This window comes from Methylocaldum sp. RMAD-M (assembly GCF_017832375.1).
Lineage (GTDB): Bacteria > Pseudomonadota > Gammaproteobacteria > Methylococcales > Methylococcaceae > Methylocaldum.
In genome coordinates, this window is record NZ_JAFIBZ010000006.1 from 189246 (window position 1) to 215702 (window position 26457).

Consider the following 26457-nt stretch of genomic DNA (forward strand, 5'->3'; position numbering starts at 1 on the left):
GAAAGTTTTGAAGGGAATCATCGATCTTCGAAGAGGTTGTCGGACCGAGGGCTGTCCGAATAGCAAAACTAAACATATAGAAAATAGGAAAATTATCGATGACCAAGTCCGCCCCTACGATCGCTAGAGGGTTTAAGCTCGAGGATCCCTTCGCCGAGCGGGAGGCAGGAAAGTATGAGCGTCCCATTCCCAGCCGGGAGTTGATCCTCGAGGTGATGAAAGAGCAAGGGATTCCTTTAAGAGTCGAGGACGTTGCCGGCGTATTGGGCGTACAAGAGGATGAGGACGTTGAATCGCTCCGTCGCCGCCTCAATGCCATGGAGCGGGACGGGCAGATACTGAGAAACCGCCGCAATTATTACTGCATCGTAAACCACAAAGATCTCATCGTTGGGCGGGTCATCGGCCATCCCGATGGGTTCGGCTTTCTTCGGCCCGACGAGGGCGGCGATGATCTTTTTCTCTCGCCCAAGGAAATGCGTTCGCTCATGCACGATGATCGCATCGTGGTGTGCATACGCGGCGTCGACCGCCGCGGGCGGCGAGAGGCCGGGGTTGTGGAGGTGTTGGAGCGGAATACGCACAATATCGTGGGTCGGTTGTACCTGGAGCAGGGAATCTCATTCGTCGTCCCAGACAATAAGCACATCGCTCACGACGTTCTTATTCCTGAGGAGCATAGAAATGGAGCGCTCCCAGGTCAGATCGTGGTCGCCGAGATCATCGAGCAACCTACCCGCCAGCGTGACCCCATCGGTCGAATCAGGGAGGTTCTGGGGGATCACATGGCCCCCGGTATGGAGATCGAGGTGGCGATTCGCAGCTTCGATCTGCCGGCCGAGTGGCCGGAAGCCGTGTTGAACGACGTTGCGGGGCTAAGTACGGAAGTCGCGGAAGATGATAAAGCCGGTCGCGTTGATTTGCGGCGGCTGCCGCTCGTAACCATAGACGGGGAGGACGCCCGCGATTTCGACGATGCCGTGTACTGCGAAAGAACGCCGAAAGGATGGAAACTTTTCGTCGCTATCGCCGATGTTTCCCATTATGTCCGGCCGGGAACGGCTCTCGACGACGAAGCAAAAATCCGTGGCAACTCGGTGTATTTTCCCGATCGAGTCATTCCCATGCTGCCGGAGGTGCTCTCAAACGGTTTGTGCTCGCTCAACCCCGAGCAAGACAGGCTGTGCATGGTCTGCGAAATTTACATAAACACCGATGGCGCCATCGTCCGTTCACGTTTCTACTCGGGGCTGATGTACTCCCATGCGAGGCTCACTTACACGGAAGTCGCCCGCATGATTGTCGACGGCGATAAGATACTGAGGAAGAAGTATCGCGCTCTCGTGCCTCACCTGGAGGAGTTGCATTCGCTCTACAAAGTGCTGCGGCGGGCAAGGGAGGCACGGGGGGCGATGGATTTCGACACCCAGGAATCCTACATCGTATTCGGAGAGGGCAAGAAAATCGCGCAAATCGTGCCGCGCGAGCGCAACGACGCCCATCGCCTGATCGAGGAATGCATGATTACCGCGAATATTGCCGCGGCGCGATATCTGACCCGTCAAAAACTCCCCCATGTGGTTCGAATTCATGAGGGTCCCACCGCCGAACGATTGGCCGATCTGCGTGCCTTTCTCGGAAAAGTCGGTCTGAACCTCGGTGGCGGCGATAATCCTGGACCTAAGGATTATTTCGAAGTGTTGGACAATATCACCGGCAGGGCCGACGAGCACCTGATCCAAACTGTACTGTTACGCTCGCTGGCTCAGGCCGTTTATAGCCCGGAGAAAAAAGGCCATTTCGGGTTGGGCCTGGATGCCTATACCCATTTTACGTCGCCCATCCGGCGCTATCCGGACCTGCTGGTACACCGGGCTATTCGCCACTCGCTCGAAAAGAAAAAGATAGAAGAATTCTACTATTCCCATAACGACATGGTACTGATGGGCGAGCATTGCTCGTACACCGAGCGGCGCGCCGACGAGGCGACTCGCGACGTCGTCGCCTGGCTTAAATGCGAGTACATGCTCGATAAGCTGGGAGAGGAGTTCGAAGGCGTCATTTCCGCCGTTACGCCATTCGGTTTTTTTGTGGAGCTAAAAGACATCTTCGTGGAAGGATTGGTCCACGTTTCGACTTTGGACAAAGACTACTTTCACTACGATCCGATCGGTTATCGGTTGGAAGGGCAGCGGAGCGGTGTGACTTATAGGCTTGGCGACAGCGTTCGTGTGATTGTGGCTCGCGTGGATCTGGATGAACGCAAGATCGACCTCGAATTGGTGAAACGCTCCGAGTCTTCGTCGCGCCGGACACGGAAGAAAAGACGCCGGTCATGAAGAATCGGCGTCGCATCGCGGGTCTTCATGCGGCGGAAGCTGCTCTCGAAAACGCCCCGGACAAAATCATCAGCGTTTGGATAGACCATCGGCGGGAAGATGGTCGCATTGCCGCCATCGAACGGAAATTGGCTTCCCTTGGAATTTCGGTTCAGCCGGCCGGACGAAATCAACTTGACTCGTTAGCCGAAAGCCGAAGCCATCAAGGCATCGTTCTCGAGCTGAAGCTGGCCGCCGAACTCGGAGAGTCGGAGCTTCAGGATGCGCTGGCGAATCTTTCGCGGCAGCCTTTTTTTCTCGTTCTGGATCATGTGCAGGATCCGCACAACCTCGGAGCCTGTTTGCGTACCGCGGACGCCGCTGGAGTACAGGGGGTCATTATCACGAAAGATCAGTCTGTGGGGTTGACGCCGACCGTGGCCAAGGTCGCCTCCGGCGCTGCTGAAACGGTGCCGATTTACCGCGTAACCAATTTGAATCGAGTCCTGGGCTGGTTAAAGGAGGCGGGGCTGTGGATCGTAGGGGCTGCGGGCGAGGCCGAGCGATCGCTATACGAGATCGACCTGGCCATTCCATTGGTCTTGGCGATCGGAGCCGAAGGAAAGGGTCTACGTCGCTTGACGCGCGAGTCCTGTGACTTTTTAGTCAAAATTCCAATGTTCGGCCAAATCGAAAGCCTCAACCTATCGGTTGCGACAGGCGTACTGCTTTTTGAAGCCGTACGGCAGCGAGCACAGGCAAAGAGGACTTAACGATTCGAGTCCTTCTGACCAACCTCGATCGTCAGGCTGGGCGTCGAGGGCTTGAATCCTTGTCCGGTCATTTCGACGTTGGCATAAATCAGCGGAGCCAACACCAATACCGCCAAGCCCAGAAGTTTTGCGCCTCTTTTCGCCGCATGCCGCGGTTCCAAGTGCATCCAACACCAGAGGTAGATTTCGAGTACCATAGTCGGACCTTTACGGGTGTTAGTCTTGACAAATTCAGGCTAATGTGACTATGACCATCTTGCAACCGAGAATAGCCGCTCGACGATGCGGCAAAAACGCGCACCTTAATTGCCTTAAAACGCGTTGCAAATGGTATGCCTCTTTAGGACTTATCACCAAGTCTCGGTGCGCACGCGCGAATTCTTTGTTTGTCGGCTGGACCATCTTAAAATGCATGGACGTTTAGCCGCACCGGCCCGGCCCGACAACACCCGCGAGTCGGGGGTTCTTTGACAATCGCCTGATTTCAATAATCCAAATGCCTTCATCTTCTGCACCCATAATGTCTAACGATACGGTCCGTGCCCTGCAGTGGAGCGAGCGCGGGCTCCGCGTGCTGGATCAGCGCAGGCTGCCGAGCGTGGTCGAATACGAGACATTCGACAGCGCTCAGGGCGTGGCTGAGGCTATCTTTTCGATGCGCGTGCGCGGAGCCCCCGCCATCGGTATCGCCGCCGCCTATGGTGTCGTGTTGGCGGCGCGTCAACGGTATCGCGAAAATCCGGATAACTGGAGAGAGGCGATCGAAGCGGATTTGGCCAAGTTGGCCAGTTCGCGTCCCACTGCCGTGAATCTGTTCTGGGCCCTTGACCGTATGCGATCGGAAATCGGGGCTGTCGAAGGTGACCCGGAGCCGCATCTGTTGCAAGCCGCGCGCACCATTCATGATCAGGACATCGCTGCCAATCGAACGATGGGCGACTTGGGAGCCTCCCTGCTTGTCGGAGCCAGCGGCGTTTTGACCCACTGCAATACGGGTTCACTTGCGACCGGTGGGTACGGTACGGCGCTCGGAGTGGTTCGAAGTGCCTACCGACAGGGCGTTACGAATATCTTCGCGACCGAAACCCGTCCGTGGCTACAGGGGGCTAGGCTGACTGTCTGGGAGCTGGAGCAGGACGGCATACCCGCGACTTTGATTGCCGATTCCGCTGCCGCCTATTTGATGAAATCGGGTGCGATCCAGTGGATCGCAGTCGGAGCCGACCGCATCGCCGCAAACGGAGATACCGCCAACAAGATCGGCACCTATGCCTTGGCCGTTGCCGCTCGCCACCATGGCGTGAAATTCATGGTGGTTGCGCCGACGTCCACCATCGACTGGCGGACAGAGTCCGGCGAGAGCATTAGGATCGAGGAAAGGGCCCAGAGCGAACTGCTGAACGAATATTTCGCGCGGCCGAGCAGTGTTATAAAAGCGTGGAATCCAGTGTTCGACGTGACTCCGGCCGAATTGATCGATTGCATCGTCACCGAGCGGGGTATTGTGCGGAATCCGAATCGTCAGGCCATGAAAGTGCTGGCGGATGCCGGATGAGTTCGTATTTTCGGCTGTCCGTGCGCTGACAAGACGCGAAGCTAGCGGGTTCGATCGAAGCTACTTGTCCGTCTCTTCTCGTGAAATAGCTTATCTGAAGACTCAAGCAGTTTGATACCCGCCTTCGCTATGCACCACGGCGCCGATGAATCCGTTCGAATCTCCGGCGGGTTCGCCCGCGCCGTAGATAGTTTTTGATCCAGATTCACCCAAATCTCACCAAGGATAACCGATGTTAGATCCACGTCTTTTCCGCACTCAATTGGATGAGGTCGAAGCGCAATTGGCGCGGCGCTCGTTCAAGCTGGACACCGAAGTATTTCGCGAGTTGGAAAACCAGCGCAAGGAAATACAGGGCCGCACTCAGGCGTTGCAGAACGAACGCAATACGCGCTCCAAGCTGGTCGGCCAGGCCAAGGCAAGAGGAGAGGATATCCAGCCTATACTTGCGGAGATGCAGCATTTGGGGGATGACCTCAAACGGATGGAAGGGGAATTGGAAGGCATTCAAGCGAAGTTGGAAGACTTGCTGCTCGGCATACCGAACATTTTGGATGCCGACGTTCCCGATGGCCGGAGCGATGCGGACAACGTGGAGATCCATCGCTGGGGCGAGCCGTCGCAGTTCGGATTCGAACCTGGCGACCACGTCGATTTGGGAACGCGGCTTGGAGGTCTCGATTTCGAGGCGGCCGTCAAAATTACGGGTTCACGGTTCGTCACCCTGAAAGGTCCTCTGGCTCGTTTGCAGCGGGCCTTGACCCAATTCATGCTCGATATTCATACGCAAGAGCACGGTTACACCGAGACCTACGTGCCGTTCATGGTGAACGCGGAAAGCTTGCGCGGCACGGGGCAGCTTCCGAAATTCGAAGAAGATCTGTTCAAGCTCGTTCGCGAACCGGCGTTCTATCTGATTCCGACCGCCGAGGTGCCGGTTACCAATTTGGTCCGCGACGAAATCTTGGCCGCGGAAACGCTTCCTTTGAAATTCGTTGCCCATACGCCGTGTTTCCGCAGCGAAGCCGGCTCCTACGGCAAGGATGTACGCGGCATGATACGCCAGCATCAATTCGAAAAAGTCGAGCTGGTGCAGATTGTAAGGCCCGACGATTCGGCGCGTGCCCATGAGGAGCTAACCTCCCATGCGGAGGAGATTCTCAAGCGCTTGAAGCTGCCGTTTCGAAGAATGGTTTTGTGCGCCGGCGATACGGGCTTTTCATCGGCCAAAACCTATGATCTCGAGGTTTGGCTGCCGGGACAGAATGCCTACCGTGAAATCTCGTCGTGCAGCAATTTCCGGGATTTCCAGGCGCGACGCTTGAGAGCGCGCTGGAGGAATGCCGAAACGGGTAAACCCGAGCTGGTTCATACCCTGAACGGTTCGGGACTCGCTGTCGGCCGCACCCTTATTGCCGTGATGGAGAACTATCAGGATGAAAAAGGACGGATCAGAGTTCCGGAGGTCTTGCTTCCGTACATGGGTGGGGTTGAAGCAATCGGCTGAGCGAAAAACTGAGAAGCTCTCAAAACAGTCATATTTGAATTCGAATGCCCGCGCCGTTGAAACAGGAGCGCGGGCTATTCATTTTCAGGTTGGTTGCGCGACGGGATCTGCGCCAAGGCGTGAGCCGCATCGCAGAACGGCGCATGACGATATAACCATTTCGATAAAAACTTGGCCTTTTTAGAAGCATCGTTTATTATGAAACGGCATCGTTCCTAAAATAACCAATATGGAGGTGAAGGATGCAGAAGCTTCGACTGATTGCTAACTCCCTTCTGTCGATCTATCTGGCGTCTTCCTGTACTGTTGGTCATGCCAGAACGGCAAGTCCAAAAAGCCTTGCAAGCTCTCAAAAAGGCATTGCATCGTACTACAGCGATCGTTTCCACGGCCGGCGGACGGCCAGCGGCGAGCGTTACAACCGGAACGGCCTCACCGCAATGCATCGGTCGCTACCATTCGGTACCCGGCTCCGGGTGACCAATCTCAGCAATAACCGCAGCATAGAGGTGCGCGTGAACGACCGCGGCGATCCCGCGAACAAGCGTCTGCTCGATCTCTCGCGGCGCGCGGCCAAGGAACTCGGATTCATAAGAGCGGGACTCGCTCAAGTGAAGCTTGAGGTGATCCAACCGGGAGACGGTTGATTTGCTCCTCATCCGTGATGAGGGCAATTTTTATTTTTCGCCGTAGGAAAACGGTTTTGAGCGTGCCGGTTATCGGCCGTAGCCCAAGGATTCTATATCCACCAGACGGCCGTTCTCGAATCGAAGCAGCTGCACGAACCGATTCGGACCGAAGTCGTAGGTCCATTCGTCGATCATGACCGGCACGTATTGCCCCAACTCCAAGCCCGAACCGTACAATTTCACATACCTGAGCTCGATGCGGGAGTCCGTGAATACGGGCTCGCCGCACTTGCGAAGCACCTCGAGCTTGTAATCTCCAGTGTCTACCAGTAGAGAGCCGCAGCGTAGGGCCCAGGCGGACGGTGCGGATAAGCTCAGATACAGACCGAGAAAAAGAATCCTTTTTTTCATAAATGACCATCAAGTTATGGATAGCGGTTATTCTTGACCGAAACTCTCGGAAAAAATCATATAATGGCGTTTGATCGATAAGCGTACCGAGGTTACGAGTTGTATGAGCGAAGAGCCTATTAAATTTACTGACAGCGCTGCGGCCAAGGTGAGCCAACTGATAGCCGATGAAGGAAACGATAACCTGAAGCTGCGGGTTTACATTACCGGCGGCGGCTGCTCAGGTTTTCAATATGGCTTTACTTTTGATGACGCGGTCAATGAAGACGACACGCAAATTGTGAAGAACGGTGTCATTGTCTTGATCGATTCCATGAGCATCCAATATTTGACCGGTGCCGAGATCGACTATACCGAGGACTTATCCGGATCTCAATTCGTTATTCGGAATCCCAATGCGGCCACAACGTGCGGTTGCGGTTCGTCCTTCTCGGTTTAAGCGTTCTCGTTCCAAAAACTTTCGCAAAGTGCCGGTAGGGGACCAATTCCACGCGTATTGGGTCGTCCGCTTCGTGGCTGCCAAGCACGCCGATGGATTGCAGACGAACGGGTGCTGGAAATCAGGGCTAACATATCGGCACCAGCATTACCGGAAACGTTACCCATACGATCGCCAGCAGTGCCAGCCCCCCGAAGGAGACGGTCATCCAGTCGATGAAAGCGGGTGTCGCGGACTGCGGGCGGTGCCGGTGAAGATTCCGCCAGGCGGGGACAAGTATGATCAGAATCCCCGCGATCGCCATCACCGTAGCAATGGTGACCATCCATGCAACGATGCCCACCCCGAGCCAGCTTAAATTCTGAACCCCCCGTGCACACACCAGGGCAGTGGCGATGTAGACAACCCCGAAATGGGCACCCCAGATCAAGACGCCCGAGAGCATCCGAAGCGTGTTTGTGACGAAGTGGAGTGCGGCAGCCATGGCGGTTCACCCCAGGAAGCGCGGAGACAGATGGACCACGGCTAATGCAATCAGGCCCTGAACGACCGTGTAATGCCAGAACAGCATGGTGTTGTCGAAAGTGGCCCGGCGTTCGCGGTTTATGAGTCCGCACACCGAGCGGGCGAAGGTATAGAGGCCCATGATGACCACCACGGTAACGAAAAATCCCTGAATCGAGATGACGGTATAAACGATCGCGGCATAGCCGGAATCGGTCGGCCGCAGGCCTATCTGCCATTGGCCCCACAGCTCGGCCACCAACGCACCGACGAGCAGGGGGACGGCTAAAAGCATGGCCAGGCGCACCGTCCAGAACCTGTTCGATTTCAATGCGCGGCTGGCGTAGGCAATGGCAGCACTGCTGAATGCCGAAAGGCCTCCCGCCGCGAGCGGATAAGCCACTTCCGGCAGCGATTCTCCGCCCTTGGGCCAGAACCCCGGCGCTACGGTCCACAGGAAATAATACGAGAAGATCAGGCAGGCGAAGAGGGAGGCCGAGACTATCATCAGCACGACCATGGCCCACCGGGAATGCGACATGGGGCCGGTCACGTAGACCGGCAGCTTGATGCCGCCGCCGATGTCCACGGGAGGGTGGCTGGGGCCGGGGTCGGTTTCCCATGCCCACCGGATGATCATGGCGATGGCGAACACGCCGAAGAACAGTGCAGGCACCACTACCTTCACCGTCAGGAGCAGAAAGAACGCCGCCGTTCCGAAGGCCGCCAACACCGGGAACCAGCTCCCTGCCGGCATCTGCAAAATGTACAGAGGCCGGGCATCGATGGGACTGGTGACGACGGTCTCGCGCGCGCCGGTAGGCGCGCCCGGCAGGTAATAGCGGCCGGCCTCGACGTCCTCCGCCAGATTCGGCTGATCCCAAAGCGGCTCGCGGCTTTCGACGATGGGAATGCTGCGCATGGCGTAATCGCCGCCGGGCAGCCATTCGAGGGTGCCTGCATCCCAGACGTTGCCCGCCTTTTCCGGACGGAAGGGTCGGAAGTTGCGAATGAGATCGACCAGGAACACCAGAACGCCGGCACCGATGAGGAAAGCGCCGAAAGTCGAGATCAGGTTGAGGGTGTCCCAGCCGACTTCCGCCGAATAGGTATAGACCCGCCGCGGCATACCCAGCAGCCCGGTGATGTGCATCGGGAAGAACGCCGTGTTGAACCCGATGAACATCAATCCGCACACCCAGCGGCCCAGTTTTTCCGAGAGAGGCTTCGTGCTCGCATAAGGCGCCCAGTAATAGAACACGCCGAATAGCGGGAACACCATGCCGCCGAACAGCACGTAGTGCAGATGCGCCACCACGAAATAGGTATCGTGCACCTGCCAGTCGTAGGGCACGATCGCCACCATCACCCCGGTCAGCCCGCCCAGCACGAAAATGAACAAAAAAGCCAGGGTGAACAGCGCCGGCACCGTGAGTTTCAGGCGTCCGGCCGCAATGGTGGCGATCCAGGCGAACACCTGTATGCCGCTCGGAACCGACACCGCCATGCTGGCCGCCGAGAAATAGCTCATGGAGATCTGCGGCAGTCCCACGGCGAACATATGGTGCACCCACAGGGCGAAGCTCAGGAAACCCGTGCCCACCAGGGCCAGCACCACCAATCGGTATCCTACCAAGTGCTTGCGCACCATGGTGGGTATGATCATCGAGACGATTCCCGCGGCCGGTAGGAAGATGATGTAGACCTCCGGGTGACCGAAAAACCAGAAGAGATGCTGCCAGAGCAAGGGGTCGCCGCCTTTCTCCGCTACGAAGAACGGCCACTCGAAGCTGCGCTCCAGCTCAAGGAGCGCGGTGCAGAGGATCACCGCCGGGAAGGCGACCATGATCATCCCGGCGAACACCAGCATGGCCCAGCAATAGATCGGCATCTTATCGAGGCTCATGCCGGGCGCGCGGTTGAGCAGCACCCCCACCACGATCTCGATGGCCGCAGCGATGGCCGTGATTTCGATGAAGCCGATGCCGAGCAGCCAGAAATCGGAGTTGTCGCCGGGCGAGAATTGATAACTGGTCAGCGGCGGATACATGAACCAGCCGCCCTTGGGCGCCAAGTCGAAAAACAGGCTGCAGAAGAACGCCAGCCCACCCGCGAAATAAGCCCAGAAGGCGTAGGCCGACAGCCGCGGGAAGGGCAGGTCGCGCGCCGCCTGCATGTTGGGCAGGATGAGAACTCCCAGCGCTTCCACCGCCGGCACGGCGAACAGGAACATCATGATGGTGCCGTGCATCGTGAAGATCTGGTTATAGGTGTCCTGCCCCAGAAGATCGTTTTCCGGCACCGCGAGCTGGGTGCGCATCAGGAGCGCCAGCACGCCGGCCAGCAAGAAGAACAGAAAGGCCGTGCCGACGTAGAAGATGCCGATGTACTCGTTGTTGACGACGGTGATGAAGTTCCAGCCCGATGGTGGCCGCCAAATCTTTTTGAGCAGGGAAAGCTCTTCGTCCGGGCGGGGCACAGGGTTCGGAAATTCCTGATTCCGGTCCATCCGTGTCTCCTCAGCGCAATCGATACAGCAGGAATATCCCGCCGAGATAAGTCAAGAGCACGGCCAGCGAGTCGTAGCCCATGCGCAGGATCGTCCGATCCCGGCGCTCGACCAAACCGGCGATGTACAGCGTCGTCACGACAATCCCTAAAAGGGCCGCGAAAGATGAAAACCGTCCCACCTGGTTCAGCACCGGGCCGTCCGGATAGACGGCATCGATCAAAAAAATCATGCCGACGTTGAACAGATTGGTGCCGAAGATATCGGAAACCGCCATCAGATAACGCCCTAGGTGCATCGCCGCCAGTACGGTGCTGACTTCCGGCAAGGAGGTCGAAAAGCCGACAAAAACGGCGCCGAAGAAGCTCGAGCCCAGCCCGCTCTGCTCGGCGAGGGTTTCACCGGAACGCGATAGCGCATAGCCCGCCACCAGAATCGCCAAACCGGCAAGCACCGTCTTGCCGAGAATTTTTCCAAACGGACGTTCGGGTTCCTCCTCCGTTTCGTCGCGTTGGGCCGGATGTCCTCTGTGCTGTCCCTCAAGTCCCTGATGGGGACGCTTCGGAGCGCGTCGTTGATGCCAGCCCAGCCCGTCCGGCCGCCAGGGAAAGCGGCCCTGAGATTTGGCGAGCATCCAGATGGACCCGAAGTAAAAAAGGAGAATGCTCCACGCCCAACCGCCGATGCCGAGGAACGCCGTGTCGCCCACGATCACGGCCGCGGACACCAGAGCGAGCAGCAGTACGCCCAGTGCCCCTTGCAAGATCACGACCGGATCGGGAATCACCGAAGTCAGAGCGTCCCGCCCGATGACGGCGTCGGCCAGCGCCAGGATGACGACGTTGATCGCGAGACTGCCGAGGATGTTGTTCACTGCCAGCGGCGCATTGCCGGCGGCGGACGAGGCGACCGTGACCGCGACCTCGGGCAGCGAAGTGATGCCGCCCAAAAGGATCAATCCGGCTGCTGCATGGCCGATGCCGGTATGCTCGGCGATGGCATCGGCATAGTGCGAGACCTTGGTGCCGGCAATCCAGACGATGCCTGCCGAAACCGCGAACATCACGATGTTGAGCCAGAGCGAATAATTCTTGAAATCGAAAGGCATCAGCTCGGGTTCTCCAAATAAGCCGTCGGCCGATGCGCGTGGAAGCGCCGCGGCCGGCATCCGTGAAATCCACTCGAAGATTCAGCTCTTGCGCAGTCCTCCGTTAAAGCGGTACCGGCGGTGCTGCCGTCGCATACACCGAGCGGCGCATCTAACCAACCTTGTGCCAGAGAGTAAGCTCCATCGGCTCGGCCAACAGCGTTTCGGCCAGAGTAATCCAATGCTTGATATGTGGCGCTTCGAGGTGCCTTCTGAGGTCCTCCTCGCACACCCAGTTCTCATGAAAGAGAAAAAGCGAATCGTCATCGGCAGCCTGGTGCATGTCATAGTTGATGCAGCCTTTTTCCGAGCGGGTCGGGGCGAGGAGGTTCATGAGCTCCCGCTTGACCTGCGCCTCCATGCCGGGTTTGGCTACGATTCGAACGATAACCGTCACGGGTTTGCTTGCCATGTTTCGCTCCTTTATCGGAGTGCCGGTTGCGATCCATGATTTCAGGGACGCTGCGGACGGAGATGTTCGACAATCCCGGAACCGCGTTCATCTCCGGTTCTCCGAATAAGCCGCCGGCGGACGCGCGGGCTGACGCTGGGCGTTAAGCCAGGCATCGAAATCCTCCGGCGTTTCGACCACCGCCAGGAAGGCCATGTTGGCGTGCTGGGCGCCGCAATACTCGGCGCACTGCCCGCGCCACAGGCCCGGCCGGTCGGGTCGGATACGCAGCGTGGTGATACGGCCGGGAATCATGTCGACTTTTCCGGCCAGGTTGGGCAGCCAGAAACTATGGATGACATCGGCGGTGCGCAGTCTGAATTCCACGAGCCGACCGGCCGGAAGGTGGATCTCGTTGGCGGTGGCGACATCGACATGGCCCGCCTCGGTCAGGTAATTCACCCGCCACCAAAACTTCTCGCCGACGACCTCGATCCGCAGGGCCGGAGGTTCCGACAGGGTGACGATATCCCCGGCGATTCTCAGCGTATAGACCAAGAGCGCGGACAACAGGACCACGGGAAACGCGAGGCCGCCGATAAGGACTGCTCGGCGATGGCCCAGCAAGCGGCCGGCGCGTTCCGATCCGGACATCGAATAAACGGTCAGCGCCATGACCAAAACGAAAATGACCGCGGCTCCCCAGTACAGCAGCCAGCCGATGGCATCAATTTCGGATGCGGTCGGCGAATGCGGATCGATGGCGGATTGAAGGCCGGCACCCGCGGATGCCGGCAGCGTTGCCAGGAGCAAGGCCGAACCAAGACGGGCGGTCATGGCATGGCGGAACGCGGGCCGTCCGGCCGAACGCATCGACAGCCGGCACTAACCGCAGTGCGGAGAGTCGAAAATGCTATAGCGTCGGAAGACGTTCCATTCCCGATGGTCATCGGTCACTCCCCTGGCCGAATATCGAGCCGTGCGGCTGGCGCCGTTCTCTCGAATTTTGGAGCGTACTCACAAGAGACCATGGCACCTTCCCGAAAGTTTCTGATCCATGCGCTCATCACTCTCGTCATCCTGGGTGGATTCGGAGTATTGGGCGCGGCCATCGTCGTTCTCACCGGCGTGTACAACGTCGCTGCCATTTATCAACACACTTGGCCGGTTTACGAGATGCTGGATTTCGCATTGGATCGGTCGGTCTCGGCCCGCCTCGGCGGCATCGCGGCGCCGCCCCTGGACGATCCCCTCCTGGCGGAACGCGGCTTCCGCATTTACCGGGACAAATGCGCGCAATGCCATGGCGCGCCGGGTGTGCCTCCCGACGATGCGGGCAAGGGGATGCTGCCGCTGCCCAACAATCTGGCACAAACGGCGCGCGAAAAATCGGCTGAATACATCTATTGGGTGGTTGCCAACGGAATCCGCATGACCGGCATGCCTGCCTGGCAGTATCGCCTCGACGAGGAGGAGCTGTGGGCGGTGGTGGCGTTCGTAGAACGGTTGCCGGAGTTTTCCCCGAAGGAGTACGCGGAATGGGATCGAAAGACCGGCGGGCGATAAGAAGAATCAAAGGAGCGGGCGGACTCTTCGCGGCACTGGCTCTTCTGAATGCCTGCGGCCGCGCCGATCAGCCCTTGTTCGTCACCGGCGGAGACCCGGCCCGAGGGCGGATCGCCTTGCAGCAATATGCCTGCGCGACCTGTCACATCATTCCCGGCATCGTCGGCGCCAAGGGTCTGGCCGGGCCGCCCCTGACCGCTTGGGCCAATCGCATCTACATCGCCGGCGTTCTGCCCAACACTCCGGACGACCTGGTTCTGTGGCTTCGGGACCCGCAGCGGATATCGCCCGGCACGGCCATGCCCGACTTGGGTGTGACCGAGCATGACGCATGGGACATGGCGGCGTATCTCTTCAGCCTGAAATGATCCCGCAGGCGGTCGGCGCTCTAGCTCGAGAATCGAGGATGCACGCGCAGGCGGAAGAGAGAAAATCCGCCCGAGAACTTTTACGGTATCGAACGACCTAAAAAGTGACGTCCCGACTCGAGAAGCACACTGCGGGAGGAACTCCATGGAACGGCTTGGCCGACTTTGCGCTCTTGGCGCCGTTCTGATCATGATGTCGGCGGGATGCGAGCCCGTACCGGCACCGCGACTTGCGCAAGCGCCGGCAGCGGCCTACCAGGCGTCCAATCCCGGCGCCGCCATAGGACAAAGCGGCAGGCCGACTCTGGCGCCCATGCTGGAAGCCGTATTGCCCGCCGTGGTCAATATTTCGACGACCTCGACGGTGAACGTGCAGGAGAATCCGCTGTTCAACGATCCGTTTTTCAGACGGTTCTTCGACTTGCCGAACATGCCGCCGCGCCAACGGCAACAGCAGAGCCTCGGCTCCGGCGTGATCGTGAACGCCGAAAACGGGCTTATCCTCACCAACCACCACGTCATCGCCAATGCCGACCAAGTGACCGTGACCCTGCAGGACGGAAGGGATTTCGAGGCTACGGTGGTGGGCGCCGATTCCGAGACCGACGTGGCGGTCGTCAAAATCGACGAGAAAAACCTTACGGCTCTGCGGTTCGGCGACTCGCAATCCTTGCGGGTCGGAGATTTCGTGGTGGCTATCGGCAGTCCTTTCGGCTTGAGCCAAACCGTGACTTCCGGCATCGTCAGCGCGCTGGGTCGTTCCGGTTTGGGCATCGAAGGCTACGAAGACTTCATCCAGACCGACGCCTCGATCAATCCCGGCAATTCCGGCGGCGCCCTAGTCGACCTGAATGGGGAACTGGTCGGGATCAATACCGCCATCGTCGGCCCGGCCGGGGGCAATGTCGGCATCGGTTTCGCGATCCCGAGCCATCTCGCCCAAGCCGTCATGCAGCAGATCGTCCAGTACGGCGAAGTTCAGCGAGGTCAACTCGGGATCGGAGTCCAGGATTTGACTCCCGAGTCGGCGAAAGCCTTGGGCCTGGAGCGGAGCGGCGGCGCCGTGATTGCCCAGGTTCAGCCGGATTCGCCTGCCGCCCAAGCGGGGCTGCGTCCCGGCGACGTCGTGGTGGCGGTCGATGGTGCTCCCGTGGCCAATGCCAGCAGCTTGCGCAATATTATCGGCCTGCTTCGAGTCGGTTCCGAAATCAAGCTGGATTTCCTCCGAAATGGCCAAAAGCGGACGGCGACGGCCCGGATAGCCCAACCACCGGCCCGGCGGCGGTGAGGAAACCTCGGAGCGGCTGTCTCAATGGTTATGGACGAAACTCTATTTCACTCGCGGAGACATGGACATGGGCAGCATCTTGCGATTCTTGGGCAGCGCGATCGGCATCATCTTCCTGATCGGGTTATTGGTCGTGATCGGGATTCTTATGCTCATTTTCTGATCGGAGCGTCGCATGCGGAAATTTAGGCGCCTTCGGTTCGGGATTGTGGCCGGGGCGCTGTCCGCCGTGGCGGGCCTGAATGTGACGGCCAGGGAGTCCGTGCCTCCCTCCGCGCCCGATACCCGCGCTCGCCCGCCGATTACGGAGGAGCCCAGCGCTTTGCTGACGGTCCTGATCGTGCCCGGATCATTCAGCGCCGAGCGGGTCGCCGACGGTTGCTGGGTACAGTTCTACACGGGCGACCGTTTTACCGGAATTCAACTGAACATCGTCGGCCCGGTCGAGATGCGCACCATGAAAGGTCCGTTCGGCGCCCGCTGGACCGGCCTGGAAAGCGTCATAGTCGGACCGCGCGCCCAGGTAACCGCCTTCGACGACGAAGACTTCGAAGACCATAGCCTGTCGTTCGAACCAGGACAGCAAATCCCCGACTTGGGGGAAAGACGGGGACGCAGCGGGCTGGGGATTTTCGAAGATATCAAGTCGCTGCGGGTGACTTGTTTGCCGCGCCGCTGATGCGGCGAATGGCACGGCGTTCGGCGCATGAAACGGAGAGCGCGTTCGGCAGGGGGGGCGATGGCGGATCTTGGTAGGACTCGCCGTTCTGGCTGTCTTGGCGTTGGTCGCTTATTGGCTCTGGTCGCAGATTGTCGGTAAACGCGGACCGGCTGAACCGTTCGAGATCCCTCCCGTCACCGTGACGGCAGCCCGTGCCGAGCCGGAGATCTGGCGGACCGAGTTGGACGCCATCGGCAACCTCGTCGCCGTGCACGGGGTGCAAGTGACCACCGAGGTGGCGGGCATGGTGGAAACCATCGGGTTCGAATCGGGCGCCGAAGTGGAGCAGGGCGCGACCCTGGTGCAATTCAAGACCGATGTGGACCTGGCGCGGCTGGAGCGCCTCGAGGCCGAGGCCGAACAGGCGCGCCGCGATCTGGCTAGGTTCCGCGAACTGGCGCAGCGGCGCTTCGTATCTCAATCCGAACGGGAGCAGGCGGCGACCCGGGTGGAAACCTTTGAAGCCCAGGTTAGGGAACAGCGGGTCCTGATCGGCAAAAAGCGGATCGAGGCACCGTTCAGCGGGGTTCTCGGACTCCGTTACGTCAATCTGGGACAATATCTTGAACCCGGACAGGCCGTGGTCGATTTGCAGTCGATCGCCCCCATCTACACGGATTTCACCTTACCCGGACGTCATTACGGCGTTATCGGACCGGGACTGCCCGTCCGGGTGCGGGTCGACGCCTACCCCGATCAGGTTTTCGAAGGCGAAATCAGCGCGGTCAGCCCGCAGATCGACCGGGAAACCCATAATTTCAGCGTGCGCGCTACGCTCCCCAACCGCGAACGCCTGCTCCGGCCGGGCATGTTCACCGACGTGGTCGTGACGCTTCCCGATGAGCGCCGGGTGCTGGCAGTTCCCAACACGGCGATCAGCTACAGCCCGTACGGCGACGTCGTGTTCGTGATACGGGAAGGGGGCGGGGCGGCTCCGGCACTGCCGGCCGGCGGTGCCGACGATAGCGGAAATCCGGACGATTCGGCGGTTTCTTCCGCTCGGGCTCCGGACCAGCGTATCCATCGGGTCCAACGGGTTTTTGTCACCACCGGCGAGCGCCGGGGTTTGCGCGTCGAAATCTTGAAAGGCGTCGCGCCCGGCGACCGGGTGGTCACATCGGGTCAGCTCAAGCTCAGCGACGGGGCGCGGGTGCTCATCTCGGACCGGGACGTACTGCCGGAAGTCGACCCCATACCGAAGGGACCGTGATGGGCGGCTTTACCGATCTCTTCATCAAGCGGCCGGTGCTGGCCTCGGTGATCAGCCTGGTGATCCTAATGCTGGGATTGCGGTCGATTCTAACCCTCAATGTCCGCGAGTATCCCGAGACCTACTCCTCGGTCATCACCATTTCGACCCCTTATTTCGGCGCCGACGCGGAACTGGTCAGAGGATTCATCACCACGCCCCTGGAACAGGCCATCGCCACCGCCGAGGGCATCGACTATCTCGAATCCACCAGCGTCCAGGGGACCAGCACCATCCGGGCGCGGCTTTTGCTCAATTACGATCCCAACGCCGCGGTGGCCCAGATCATCACCAAGATCAACCAAGTGCGGAACCAGTTGCCGCCCGGCAGCGAGGACCCCATCGTCACCGTCACTCCGGGCGAGCCGACCGCCGCCATGTACATCGCCTTTTACAGCGAGGTGCTGGAACGCAACCAGGTGACCGATTATCTCAACCGCGCCGTTCGGCCGCGCCTGGAGACCCTGGTCGGCGTTCAGGAGGCGCCGGTCCTGGGCGGGCAGACGGTGGCCATGCGCATCTGGCTGGACCCGAAGCGCATGGCGGCATTCCGGGTCACGCCGACAGACGTCCGCGCGGCGCTCGAGGCCAACAACTTCATCGCGGCGGTGGGATCGACCAAGGGAGCGACCCTCTCGATCTCGCTGGATGCCGCGACCAACCTGCATTCGGTGGAGGAGTTCGAGCGGCTGGTGGTGCGGGAGGACAACGGCGCGCTGATCCGGTTGCGGGACGTGGCGGAGGTGTCCCTGGGTGCCGAATCGTACGAAACCTCGGTGTATTTCGACGGGGTTCCGGGGGTGTTCATCGCCGTGGAAGCGGCGCCCACGGCCAATACCCTGGACACGGCGGCGCGCGTGCGCGAAGTCTTTCCCGATATCCAGCGGCAATTGCCCGCGGGCATCCGCGGCGTCATCGTCTACGACAGCACCGACTTCATCCGCGACTCGATGCGCGAGGTGCTGGTTTCGCTGGCCGAGGCGCTGACCATCGTGACCGGGGTCATCTACCTGTTCCTGGGATCGGCCCGCGCTGCGCTGGTGCCCGCCGTGGCCATGCCGCTGTCGCTGGTGGGCTCGCTGTTCCTGATCCTGGTCATGGGGTTCACCATCAATCTCCTGACCCTCTTGGCGCTGATCCTTGCCATCGGCATGGTGGTGGACGACGGCATCGTCATCGTGGAGAACGTCCACCGCCACATGGAGGAGGGCAAGAGCAGGTTCGAGGCCGCCCTCGAAAGCGGGCGCGAACTAGCGGCGCCCATCGTCGCCATGAACATCGTGGTGGTGGCGGTGTATGCGCCCATCGGCTTCATGACGGGGCTCACCGGAAATCTCTTCACCGAGTTCGCCTTCACGGTGGTCGGGGCGACGCTGATCTCGGGCGTCGTCGGCCTGACCCTGTCGTTCATGCTGTGCTCCAAGCTGCTCAGGCGGGAAACCGGGAAACGCGGGCTCAGCCGCCGGGTGGACGCAGGCTTCGGATGGGTGGCCGAGCGTTATGGCCGTCTCCTCCACGCCACCCTGGAGCAGCGCTGGCTGGTGCTGCTGTTCGGAGGCGTCGTACTGGTCGCCTGCTTTTTTCTCTATACCGCCGCCGAGGACGAACTGGCGCCGACCGAGGACCAAGGCTTTCTCATCGTGCAGGCCACCGCCGATCCCAACGTCTCCATCGACCACCTGGAACGCTGGACCAGCCGGGTCGGCGAGATCATTCAGGATTTCGACGCCACCGACCATTCGTTCGTCATCAACGGCGTGGTGCCGGGGGGAGGCGGCGTGGGCAGCGCCTATCAGGCTTTCGCCGGCATGTCCATGCGAGACTGGGAAGAGCGGGAGCAAACGCAGTTCGACATCATGCCCGAATTGCAGGATCGGGTGAACGGCGTCGCCGGCCTCCAGAGCGCGGTGTTTCCGCCGCCCGCGCTGCCGGGCGCCGGCGGCGGAACCCCGGTACAGTGGGTCATCGGTACCACCGAGGAAACCGAGGCGCTCTACGATGCGGTGCAGCGGGTGCTGGAGCGGGCGCGGCAAAGCGGCAAATTCGACTTCATCGAAACCGATCTGCATTACGACCGGCTCCAGGTGCAGGTGGAGATCGACCGTGCCAAGGCGGCCGATCTCGGCATCGACATGCAGCAATTAGGCGGCGATCTTTCCACGCTGCTGAGCGCCGGCTATGTCAATTATTTCAGCGTCCGTGACCGCAGCTACCGGGTCATTCCCCAGGTGGAACGCGTCTATCGGCTTCGTCCGGAGCAGCTCGAGAATTATTATCTCCGCGCCCGGAACGGCAGCCTGATTCCCGCCTCCACCATCATCCGCCTGACGCAAACTGTACAGCCGCGGGAACTGGCCCGGTTCAACCAGCTCAATGCAGCGACGCTGTCCGGGGTTCCGGCGCCGGGAGTGACGCTCGGCGAAGCGGTGGAGTTCCTGAGGACGACCGTGGCCGAAGTCTTGCCCGGCGGATACGTCACCGACTGGAAAGGGCAGTCGCGGCAGTACGTCCAGGAGAGCGCGGAACTGGTCACCGCGTTTTTCCTGTCGGTGATCCTGATCTATCTGGTCCTTGGCGCGCAGTTCGAAAGCTTCCGCGATCCCGCCATCATGCTGGTGAGCGTGCCCATGTCGCTGGCCGGGGCGCTGCTGTTCATGGCGCTCGGGGTGGTCACCGTCAATATCTACACCCAGGTGGGCCTGTTGACCCTGATCGGCTCCATCATCCGCCACGGGATTCTCCTGGTGGAATTCGCCAACGAGGTCCAGCGGCGCGAGGGGCTGGACCGCCGCCGGGCGATGGAGACCGCGGCGGCGATCCGGCTCCGCCCGATCCTGATGACCACGATCGCGACCCTGGTCGGCATGATTCCGCTCTGGTTCGCGTCCGGACCCGGCGCCGAAAGCCGCTTCGCCATCGGCTTCGTGCTGGGCGCCGGCATGGCCATAGGCACGCTGTTCACGCTATTCGTGGTGCCGGCCTTTTATACCGTTATCGCCAGCGAGCGGGCCGGATCGAGAGAGGAAGGTTAAGGAAGCTCTGATTGGGCGCCGGTAGGCTGTTCACCCTGAGCCGAGTCGAAGCGCCTGTCCCGAGCGGAGACGAGGGGCCTGTCCTGAGCCTGTCGAAGGGCTAACCCACCATCGATGGGTTTCGCTTCGCTCTACCCATCCTACGATTAATGTTCATTCGAATGCCGAATGGATTAAGTCCTTCGACAGGTTCAGGACCGGGCCGAACGAGAGCGACAACTTCGTACTTCGACGCCCGTGGTTGGACAGGCCGGAGGCTTATGCTTCGGTCTCCGTTTCCTCCACAATCCGCTCCCTCTGCAGCCAGCGGGCCACCAGCCACCAGATCAATGCCCAGGCGGCTCCGATCATCCAGCCGGCGGCGACGTCGGACGGCCAGTGGACGCCCAGGTACACCCGGCTGAAGCCGACCAGCAAGCAGAGCACGACGGCCATCGTCAGCACGAAAAACTTGGTGCGCCGATCGGGCAGCACTCGGGCGAGCAGGGCGCCCAGAGTCAGATAAGTGGCGGTAGCCAGCATCGCATGGCCGCTGGGAAAGCTTGCGGTGTAGACGTATGCGCCATGGGGTACGAGATCGGGGCGGGGGCGGTCGAAGCCGAGCTTGAGCAAGGTGTTGACAAGCAGGCCGCCGACGACGGCGATAGCCAAGAGGAGCACGGTCCGGCGTTTTCGCAACAGGGCGAGATAGCCCGCGACGCCTAGCGTGATGAATACGATCACGCCGACGCCGCCCAAGGCGGTGAAATCCCGGAACATTTCCTCGACCCATCGCGGGCCGATCGGGTCGGTCGGGTCGGCAGGATTCCGCAATGCCAGCAGGATGGCGGTGTCGACGGCACGCGTCTGACCTTCGGCGACCTCGTCGGCGAGTTCGATGAACCCCCAGATTCCCGCCCCGGTTAGGAGCATCAGCACAAGGGTTCGAAACTCGCGAGCAACGGCGGACCCTGCGGCGCCGAGTAGCGGTCTGAGCGCGACGATGAATCGTTGAGACATGGACATGGCGAACGCTTGTATCTCGATTGATGATCATGATTTGGACAATTCCATGGATTCTCCGGCACGGCGGGGCGGGGATAATTCCACTTTCCGCTTGGTCCTTATTAGTAAGTCCCCGTAAAAGTGCCTTTCATTCGACCGAACCGGCGGGGAGCCCGCAATATGCTGTCGGCAGCTCGGGATAGTACCGGTCGCCGGAGTTATAGGTATCCGCGGCTTTGATGGGAGGCGGCTCGATCGAGTTCTACGGCAAGGCCGGAATGCCGGCAAGGGACGTAATGATGGATCATGAGACCAGCGAGACACGGACTCCCAGTGGACTGCTGACCAAGCGGACGCTCATCGTCGCAGTCGCGGGTACGGCCGTCATTGCGCTGCTTCTGGCGGTTTGGCAGGTGTCGCAGATCCTCTTGCTGGTTTTCGCGAGTCTCCTCCTGGCCCTGTTCCTCCGCACGCTCGCCGAGTTCATCACCCGGCATACGCCTTTGTCCATGAACTGGTCGCTGACGGTGGTGGTCTTGATACTGCTGGGCTTGCTCGTGCTGATCCTGGCGCTGTACGGACCCGCCATCGCCGACGGTTTTTACCAGTTGTTCCAGCAGTTGCCGGCGGCGCTGGACCGGCTACGGAACACGCTCGAGCAATATCCGTGGGGAACCGCGGTGATCGATAGGCTATCCAGGGCGGGTAGTACCCTCACAGATCCCGAGCAGCTATCGAAAATCGCCGGGATTTTTTCGACCGCATTCGGCGCCTTGGGCAGCCTCTTCATCGTGATCGTGCTGGGGCTTTATTTCGCCGCTGATCCCAAGACCTACATCGACGGCACGGTTCATCTGTTTCCCAAGGGGCGCCGAGGACAGGTTTGGGAGGCATTCAACCGGATGGGGAATGCACTCCGCTGGTGGCTGATCGGGCGAATCGCAGCCATGCTCGCCGTGGGGGTGTTGATCGGCGTCGGGCTGATGGCGCTGGGAGTGCCGTTCGCGTTTATTTTGGGTCTTGTCGCCGCCGCCCTGGATTTCGTACCCAATATCGGGCCGCTGATTGCGGCCGTGCCGGCGATGATGGTCGGTCTCACCCAGGGCGGCCCGACGGTACTCTATGTAGCCATCCTCTATTTCGTGGTCCAGGGATTGGAAGGTTATCTGATCACGCCCTTCATCCAACAGAAGATCGTTTCCCTGCCGCCGGCTCTGCTGCTGACCGCCCAACTCATCATGGGCGCAAGCTTCGGCATCCTAGGACTTCTGCTCGCGCCGCCGCTGGTGGTGGTCATCATGGTGCTGGTGCAGATGCTGTATATGAGGGACGTATTGGGAGAATCCGTCGAGATGCCCTAAAGGCGTCTGGGCGGTTCGATTGTGATTCCTGTCGTACGGGCCATTCCCACGCATGTGGGGAACAGATCCGAATGAGGCTAGAGCGTTTTTCATCCCGGTGTACGGCTTCGTGTCGGGCGGGAAGAACGTAGGTCGGCAATCCCTTGCCGACTTATCGGCTCGGCAAAGGATTTTGTTGGAAGGGGCGTCCTGGCGCTCCCAGGACGGCCGTTTGCGATTGGAAGGGGGACTTTGGTGCTCCCAAAGTTCCCGTTTGCGATTGGAAGGGTCGCGACTAAAGCGACCGTTTGCGATTGGGAAGAGATTGTCGACCTACCTATCGGGCCCTCTGACACCGAATCGGAAAATGCTCTAGCCGCGGATCGATCGTGCGCTGTCCGGAAAATGTTTCGGTTCAGCATCCGATCTCGTTGCTGTTTTCGGCAAGCAATGCACGTTCTTCTTCGCCGATCTCCGAATCCGCCGACGGCTTGGCCTTGTTCGCCGATACGTCCATCATGCCGGCGACCCGTTGCAGGCTGGAGAGAATGAGGGTTTGCTCCCAGTCGTTCAATTGCCGGAAGGCGGCCACGAAGTTGACGTGCAGCAGCGAGGGCGCATGCCGGAGTGCCTCCCGGCCGGCGTCGGTGAGGGTGATGGTCAGGCGCCGCTTGTCTTCCGCGCTGCGCTCGCGCCGGATTTGGCCCTTCAGTTCCAGGCGGTCCAGGATAGACGTGATGGTTCCCTGGCTGAGGCTGACGGCCCGGCTGAGCTGGTGGGCCGTCAGCGCTCCGCGCTTTTCCAGGGCACGCAGCACCAGCAGCTGCGAGCCGGTCAGCCCAGCTTTCTGCAACTGCTTGGATTGCAAATCGAGCGCCTGTACGATGCGCCGGAGTTCCACCAGGACCTGCTCGTGAATTTCCATGGGAGCGCCGGTGAGCGGTTGAGCCTGTTTCACGCCACTGTTCCTGCGAGTCGGTAAATGTGCGGGCTAGCTTCAGGCGGATGACATGCCGTCCGAAGCCGTCGACGATAGTTTTGAAGCCGGGCGCGTCCGGCTACCGTTTCGGGATTATATCTTCCATGATTCGCGCAGCCTTCGATAAAAGCTCAGATCGCGTTTGACCGCGCCCCTGACGCCGCAAATGAATCCGGCCAATTCCTGGGCCCGTTCCAGCGCGTCCTGCAAGGGCCAACGCCACATCAAGCCGACCAGCAGCGCGGCGCTGAACGCGTCTCCCGCGCCGACGGTGTCCACGACCTTTATCGACGCGTCGGGACGCACCCGAGCCGTATTTCCGTTGGCGCAGACGGCGAATGCTCCCGATTCGCCCAGGGTCACCGCCACGTATTCCGCGTCGCAGAGGGCTCGCAAGGCTTCGGCGCGCTCTTCGGGAAGCTTGCCGGACAAGCCGTAAATATCGGTTACCGTGTCCAATTCCTGCGCGTTCAATTTAATCCAGTTCGCCCGTTCCAGCAGGGTCCACAAATGCTCGACGCTCCACCAGGGCGAACGGAGATTGACGTCGAGGAATATCGGGGGACGATGGCGCTTGATGAGATAATCGAGCGCCTGGCGTGAGACCTGATTTCTCACGGCGAGGGTGCCATGGTACAGGATGGCGCCTCCCGACGGAAATTGAGGGACGTCGTGCGCTTCGATGAAGTCGTAGGCCCGCTCGGGTTGAATGCGGAACACGGGTTCCCCCTTCTCGATGTGCACCCGCACGGCTCCCGTCATGCGCTCGGGGTCGATTTGCACGCCCCGTTCGTCCAGATCCCAGTCGTGAAGCGCCTCGCGAACAAGTTTTCCACCCTCGTCCTCGCCGATACGGCTTATCAGCAAGGGTTGTATGCCCAGTCCCCGGAGGTGGCAGGCTACATTCAGCGGAGCCCCCCCCAGCACAACCGAGCCATCGGGAAAATGATCGAGCAGCAGTTCGCCGAAGAGGACCGGTCTCAGTGATACAGTGAATTCGGTCATGTCTACTTTGATGTCAAAATAAAATAAAGCTGAACGCCCTGTTCCGGCCGTCTAGGCTACCGGGCAAGGCGCGCTAATCAGTAGTTTTACCTATGGGAGTACGATAAATCGGGTTGACAGGTTCGTGCAAACATTTTGAAATCAAAAAATAGGGCGGGTATGTTGCACGTCTCCCGCTGCGGGAAGCGCTCCACGGCTGATTGTGGATACGGCCGACGCCTGAGCGTTTCGAATCGTTACGAAGAACAATCTCTGCTACCCGCCGAGTTAGTAAAAAATCTATTCCCGGAATCATGCCGCGACTTGTGGATAGAGCGGGCTGTTTCGTCTTGCTGATGGTCCTCGCAGCGTCGGTATCGGCCGAACCGGTCCGGCTCACGGCATTGCGAGCTGCGGATAAGGCGGATCGGGCGCGTTTGGTTTTTGAATTTACCGGTAAACCCGAGTACCGGGTGATCCGCTGGGCCGAGCCGAGGCGGCTGCTGGTGGATATTACCGATGCCAAGCTCGGAGTCAGCGTAAAGCAGCCGCCAGCGTCGCATCCTTTTTTGGGAAAGATCCGCACGACATCTCACAAGGAAAGGCTTCGATTGTCGGTCGACCTGAAGCGCCCAGTTTTGCACAGGGCGTTTATCAGCCCCGCCGGAAAGGGAGTCCGGCTGATCGTCGAACTGATCGAATCCGAGCCCCCCAAAGCCGGTGCCGCGACCAAAACCGCGAAGAAGACAGCACATGCGCCGGTCCGCCGAAGTTCCAGGAAGCCCAAGATCCGCGTGATCGCGATCGATGCGGGTCATGGCGGCAAGGACACCGGCGCCGTCGGTCCCGGCGGCCGTCGGGAAAAGGACGTGGTGCTGTCCATGGCGCGCAAGCTGAAAGACATGATTTACGCGGAACCGGGCATGAAGCCCGTGATGATCCGGAAGGACGACCGTTTTCTCAGTCTGCGCGAACGTCTGGTGAAAGCCCGAGAGGCGCAGGCCGACCTGTTCATATCCTTGCATGCCGATGCCTACGTGCATGGCCTGGCTCGGGGCATGTCGGTGTTCACGCTGTCCCAGCGCGGGGCCAGCAGCGAGGCGGCGCGCTGGCTGGCGGAACGGGAAAATGCGGCCGACTTGATAGGCGGCGTGAGCTTGCGGGACAAGAACGGCACCTTGGCGAAAGTGCTGCTCGACCTGTCCCAGTCCGCCACCGCCGAGGCGAGCGCGCGAGCCGCATCCGCCGTGCTGTGGGAACTGAAGAAGAGCTTCCCCATGCACCATCCGGAAGTCCAGCGGGCGGGATTCGTCGTGCTGAAATCGCCGGATATCCCGTCGATTCTGGTCGAGACCGGATTCATCACCAACCCGGAAGGCGAGAGCAAGCTCGCAGACGCCGCCCATCAGACGAAGATTTGCCGCGCGATCTTTTACGGGATTCGGCAGTTCTTCTCGGCCAAGGCGCCGACCAAGGCCAGCGGGAACTAAAGCATTCTCCGGTTTGGTGTAGCGCGTCGTGGGTGCAGTGTCCGTCGGCAAAGGATTGACGACCTACAACGGTGTCACAAGTAGGTCGGAAATCCCTTCCCGACGTAATTCCATTCGGCATTCGAGATAATATTCATCGTAGGATGGGTAGAGCGAAGCGAAACCCATCGATGGCGGGTTAGCCCCTAGTCTCCGCTCGGGACAGGCTCTGCGTAACCCATCGATTGAAGGTCGCTCGGTGGGTTACGGCGCACGCGAAGCGCAGTGATCGGC

Annotated in this window: 24 protein-coding genes; 14 read left to right on the forward strand and 10 right to left on the reverse strand. The window is 60.2% G+C overall.

Annotation, left to right across the window (positions count from 1 at the left end; translation table 11 throughout):
• Positions 1-98: 98 nt before the first annotated feature.
• Together rnr and rlmB are read left to right on the forward strand one after the other, a co-directional pair.
• Positions 99-2339 (forward strand): ribonuclease R, encoded by a 2241-nt coding sequence (gene rnr / locus JOD69_RS08690; protein WP_086134125.1) that lies wholly within the window; start codon positions 99-101, stop codon positions 2337-2339.
• Positions 2336-3091, forward strand: coding sequence for a 23S rRNA (guanosine(2251)-2'-O)-methyltransferase RlmB (rlmB, locus tag JOD69_RS08695; protein ID WP_077730585.1), 756 nt, complete (start codon positions 2336-2338; stop codon positions 3089-3091). Before rnr ends, rlmB begins: the two co-directional genes overlap by 4 nt.
• On the opposite strand, the gene JOD69_RS08700 is transcribed toward rlmB, so the two are convergent.
• Positions 3088-3288, reverse strand: a complete 201-nt coding sequence (locus JOD69_RS08700; protein WP_156879782.1) for a hypothetical protein — start codon at positions 3286-3288, stop codon at positions 3088-3090. The genes rlmB and JOD69_RS08700 overlap by 4 nt on opposite strands.
• A 323-nt stretch (positions 3289-3611) precedes the next feature.
• On the opposite strand from JOD69_RS08700, the gene mtnA reads away from it, so the two are divergent.
• The 3 genes from mtnA to JOD69_RS08715 all read left to right on the forward strand — a co-directional run bounded on the left by mtnA (position 3612) and on the right by JOD69_RS08715 (position 6800).
• Positions 3612-4646: an S-methyl-5-thioribose-1-phosphate isomerase gene (gene mtnA, locus JOD69_RS08705; protein WP_086134126.1), complete on the forward strand. Its 1035-nt coding sequence runs from the start codon at positions 3612-3614 to the stop codon at positions 4644-4646.
• Between the two features lie 232 nt (positions 4647-4878).
• On the forward strand, positions 4879-6153 hold the full coding sequence (serS, locus tag JOD69_RS08710) for a serine--tRNA ligase (protein WP_086134127.1): 1275 nt from the start codon (positions 4879-4881) through the stop codon (positions 6151-6153).
• 242 nt (positions 6154-6395) lie between these two features.
• Complete coding sequence (locus JOD69_RS08715) at positions 6396-6800, forward strand: septal ring lytic transglycosylase RlpA family protein (protein ID WP_086134128.1); 405 nt, start codon at positions 6396-6398, stop codon at positions 6798-6800.
• Between the two features lie 69 nt (positions 6801-6869).
• Here the strand turns inward: JOD69_RS08715 and JOD69_RS08720 are convergent, their stop codons facing one another.
• A complete protein-coding gene (locus JOD69_RS08720) occupies positions 6870-7193 on the reverse strand; it encodes a DUF2845 domain-containing protein (RefSeq protein WP_077730589.1) in 324 nt (107 codons plus the stop codon).
• Between the two features lie 103 nt (positions 7194-7296).
• Here JOD69_RS08720 and erpA point away from each other — a divergent pair, with 103 nt between their 5' ends.
• Entirely contained in the window at positions 7297-7632 is a 336-nt protein-coding gene (gene erpA / locus JOD69_RS08725) for an iron-sulfur cluster insertion protein ErpA (protein ID WP_077730590.1), read from the forward strand.
• A 127-nt stretch (positions 7633-7759) separates the two neighbouring features.
• Here erpA and JOD69_RS08730 read toward each other — a convergent pair whose 3' ends face one another.
• The 5 genes from JOD69_RS08730 to coxB all read right to left on the reverse strand — a co-directional run bounded on the left by JOD69_RS08730 (position 7760) and on the right by coxB (position 13020).
• Complete coding sequence (locus JOD69_RS08730; RefSeq protein WP_077730591.1) at positions 7760-8116, reverse strand: hypothetical protein; 357 nt, start codon at positions 8114-8116, stop codon at positions 7760-7762.
• 6 nt (positions 8117-8122) lie between these two features.
• Positions 8123-10645 carry a cbb3-type cytochrome c oxidase subunit I gene (locus JOD69_RS08735; RefSeq protein ID WP_077730592.1) on the reverse strand — a complete coding sequence of 841 codons (2523 nt, stop codon included), beginning with the start codon at positions 10643-10645 and terminating at the stop codon, positions 8123-8125.
• A 10-nt stretch (positions 10646-10655) separates the two neighbouring features.
• Complete coding sequence (locus tag JOD69_RS08740) at positions 10656-11813, reverse strand: sodium:calcium antiporter (protein ID WP_210023894.1); 1158 nt, start codon at positions 11811-11813, stop codon at positions 10656-10658.
• A gap of 91 nt (positions 11814-11904) precedes the next feature.
• Positions 11905-12204, reverse strand: coding sequence for a putative quinol monooxygenase (locus JOD69_RS08745; protein ID WP_086134129.1), 300 nt, complete (start codon positions 12202-12204; stop codon positions 11905-11907).
• A gap of 87 nt (positions 12205-12291) precedes the next feature.
• Positions 12292-13020, reverse strand: coding sequence for a cytochrome c oxidase subunit II (gene coxB, locus JOD69_RS08750; protein WP_168183806.1), 729 nt, complete (start codon positions 13018-13020; stop codon positions 12292-12294).
• Between the two features lie 192 nt (positions 13021-13212).
• On the opposite strand from coxB, the gene JOD69_RS08755 reads away from it, so the two are divergent.
• The 6 genes from JOD69_RS08755 (at position 13213) to JOD69_RS08780 (ending at position 20407) form a co-directional block, all read left to right on the forward strand.
• Positions 13213-13749 (forward strand): cytochrome c, encoded by a 537-nt coding sequence (locus JOD69_RS08755; protein ID WP_205780781.1) that lies wholly within the window; start codon positions 13213-13215, stop codon positions 13747-13749.
• Positions 13722-14117: a c-type cytochrome gene (locus JOD69_RS08760; RefSeq protein ID WP_133718174.1), complete on the forward strand. Its 396-nt coding sequence runs from the start codon at positions 13722-13724 to the stop codon at positions 14115-14117. The genes JOD69_RS08755 and JOD69_RS08760 overlap by 28 nt, the downstream gene beginning before the upstream one ends.
• Positions 14118-14262: 145 nt before the next feature.
• Complete coding sequence (locus JOD69_RS08765; RefSeq protein ID WP_348529950.1) at positions 14263-15405, forward strand: Do family serine endopeptidase; 1143 nt, start codon at positions 14263-14265, stop codon at positions 15403-15405.
• A 175-nt stretch (positions 15406-15580) separates the two neighbouring features.
• Positions 15581-16084: a beta/gamma crystallin domain-containing protein gene (locus tag JOD69_RS08770; RefSeq protein ID WP_086134131.1), complete on the forward strand. Its 504-nt coding sequence runs from the start codon at positions 15581-15583 to the stop codon at positions 16082-16084.
• 70 nt (positions 16085-16154) lie between these two features.
• Positions 16155-17336 (forward strand): efflux RND transporter periplasmic adaptor subunit, encoded by a 1182-nt coding sequence (locus JOD69_RS08775; protein WP_210023895.1) that lies wholly within the window; start codon positions 16155-16157, stop codon positions 17334-17336.
• Positions 17336-20407 carry an efflux RND transporter permease subunit gene (locus tag JOD69_RS08780; protein ID WP_086134133.1) on the forward strand — a complete coding sequence of 1024 codons (3072 nt, stop codon included), beginning with the start codon at positions 17336-17338 and terminating at the stop codon, positions 20405-20407. Before JOD69_RS08775 ends, JOD69_RS08780 begins: the two co-directional genes overlap by 1 nt.
• 258 nt (positions 20408-20665) lie before the next feature.
• Here the strand turns inward: JOD69_RS08780 and JOD69_RS08785 are convergent, their stop codons facing one another.
• Entirely contained in the window at positions 20666-21412 is a 747-nt protein-coding gene (locus JOD69_RS08785) for a phosphatase PAP2 family protein (protein WP_086134134.1), read from the reverse strand.
• A gap of 218 nt (positions 21413-21630) precedes the next feature.
• Here JOD69_RS08785 and JOD69_RS08790 point away from each other — a divergent pair, with 218 nt between their 5' ends.
• Positions 21631-22752: an AI-2E family transporter gene (locus tag JOD69_RS08790; RefSeq protein ID WP_240502533.1), complete on the forward strand. Its 1122-nt coding sequence runs from the start codon at positions 21631-21633 to the stop codon at positions 22750-22752.
• Positions 22753-23146: 394 nt separating this feature from the next.
• Here the strand turns inward: JOD69_RS08790 and JOD69_RS08795 are convergent, their stop codons facing one another.
• Together JOD69_RS08795 and JOD69_RS08800 are read right to left on the reverse strand one after the other, a co-directional pair.
• Positions 23147-23689 carry a MarR family transcriptional regulator gene (locus JOD69_RS08795; RefSeq protein ID WP_205781047.1) on the reverse strand — a complete coding sequence of 181 codons (543 nt, stop codon included), beginning with the start codon at positions 23687-23689 and terminating at the stop codon, positions 23147-23149.
• 114 nt (positions 23690-23803) lie between these two features.
• The gene (locus tag JOD69_RS08800) at positions 23804-24715 is read right to left on the reverse strand and encodes a carbohydrate kinase (protein WP_086134135.1); all 912 of its coding nucleotides are present in this window, start codon (positions 24713-24715) and stop codon (positions 23804-23806) included.
• Between the two features lie 293 nt (positions 24716-25008).
• Here JOD69_RS08800 and JOD69_RS08805 point away from each other — a divergent pair, with 293 nt between their 5' ends.
• A complete protein-coding gene (locus JOD69_RS08805; RefSeq protein WP_086134136.1) occupies positions 25009-26184 on the forward strand; it encodes an N-acetylmuramoyl-L-alanine amidase in 1176 nt (391 codons plus the stop codon).
• The last annotated feature ends 273 nt before the right edge of the window (positions 26185-26457 follow it).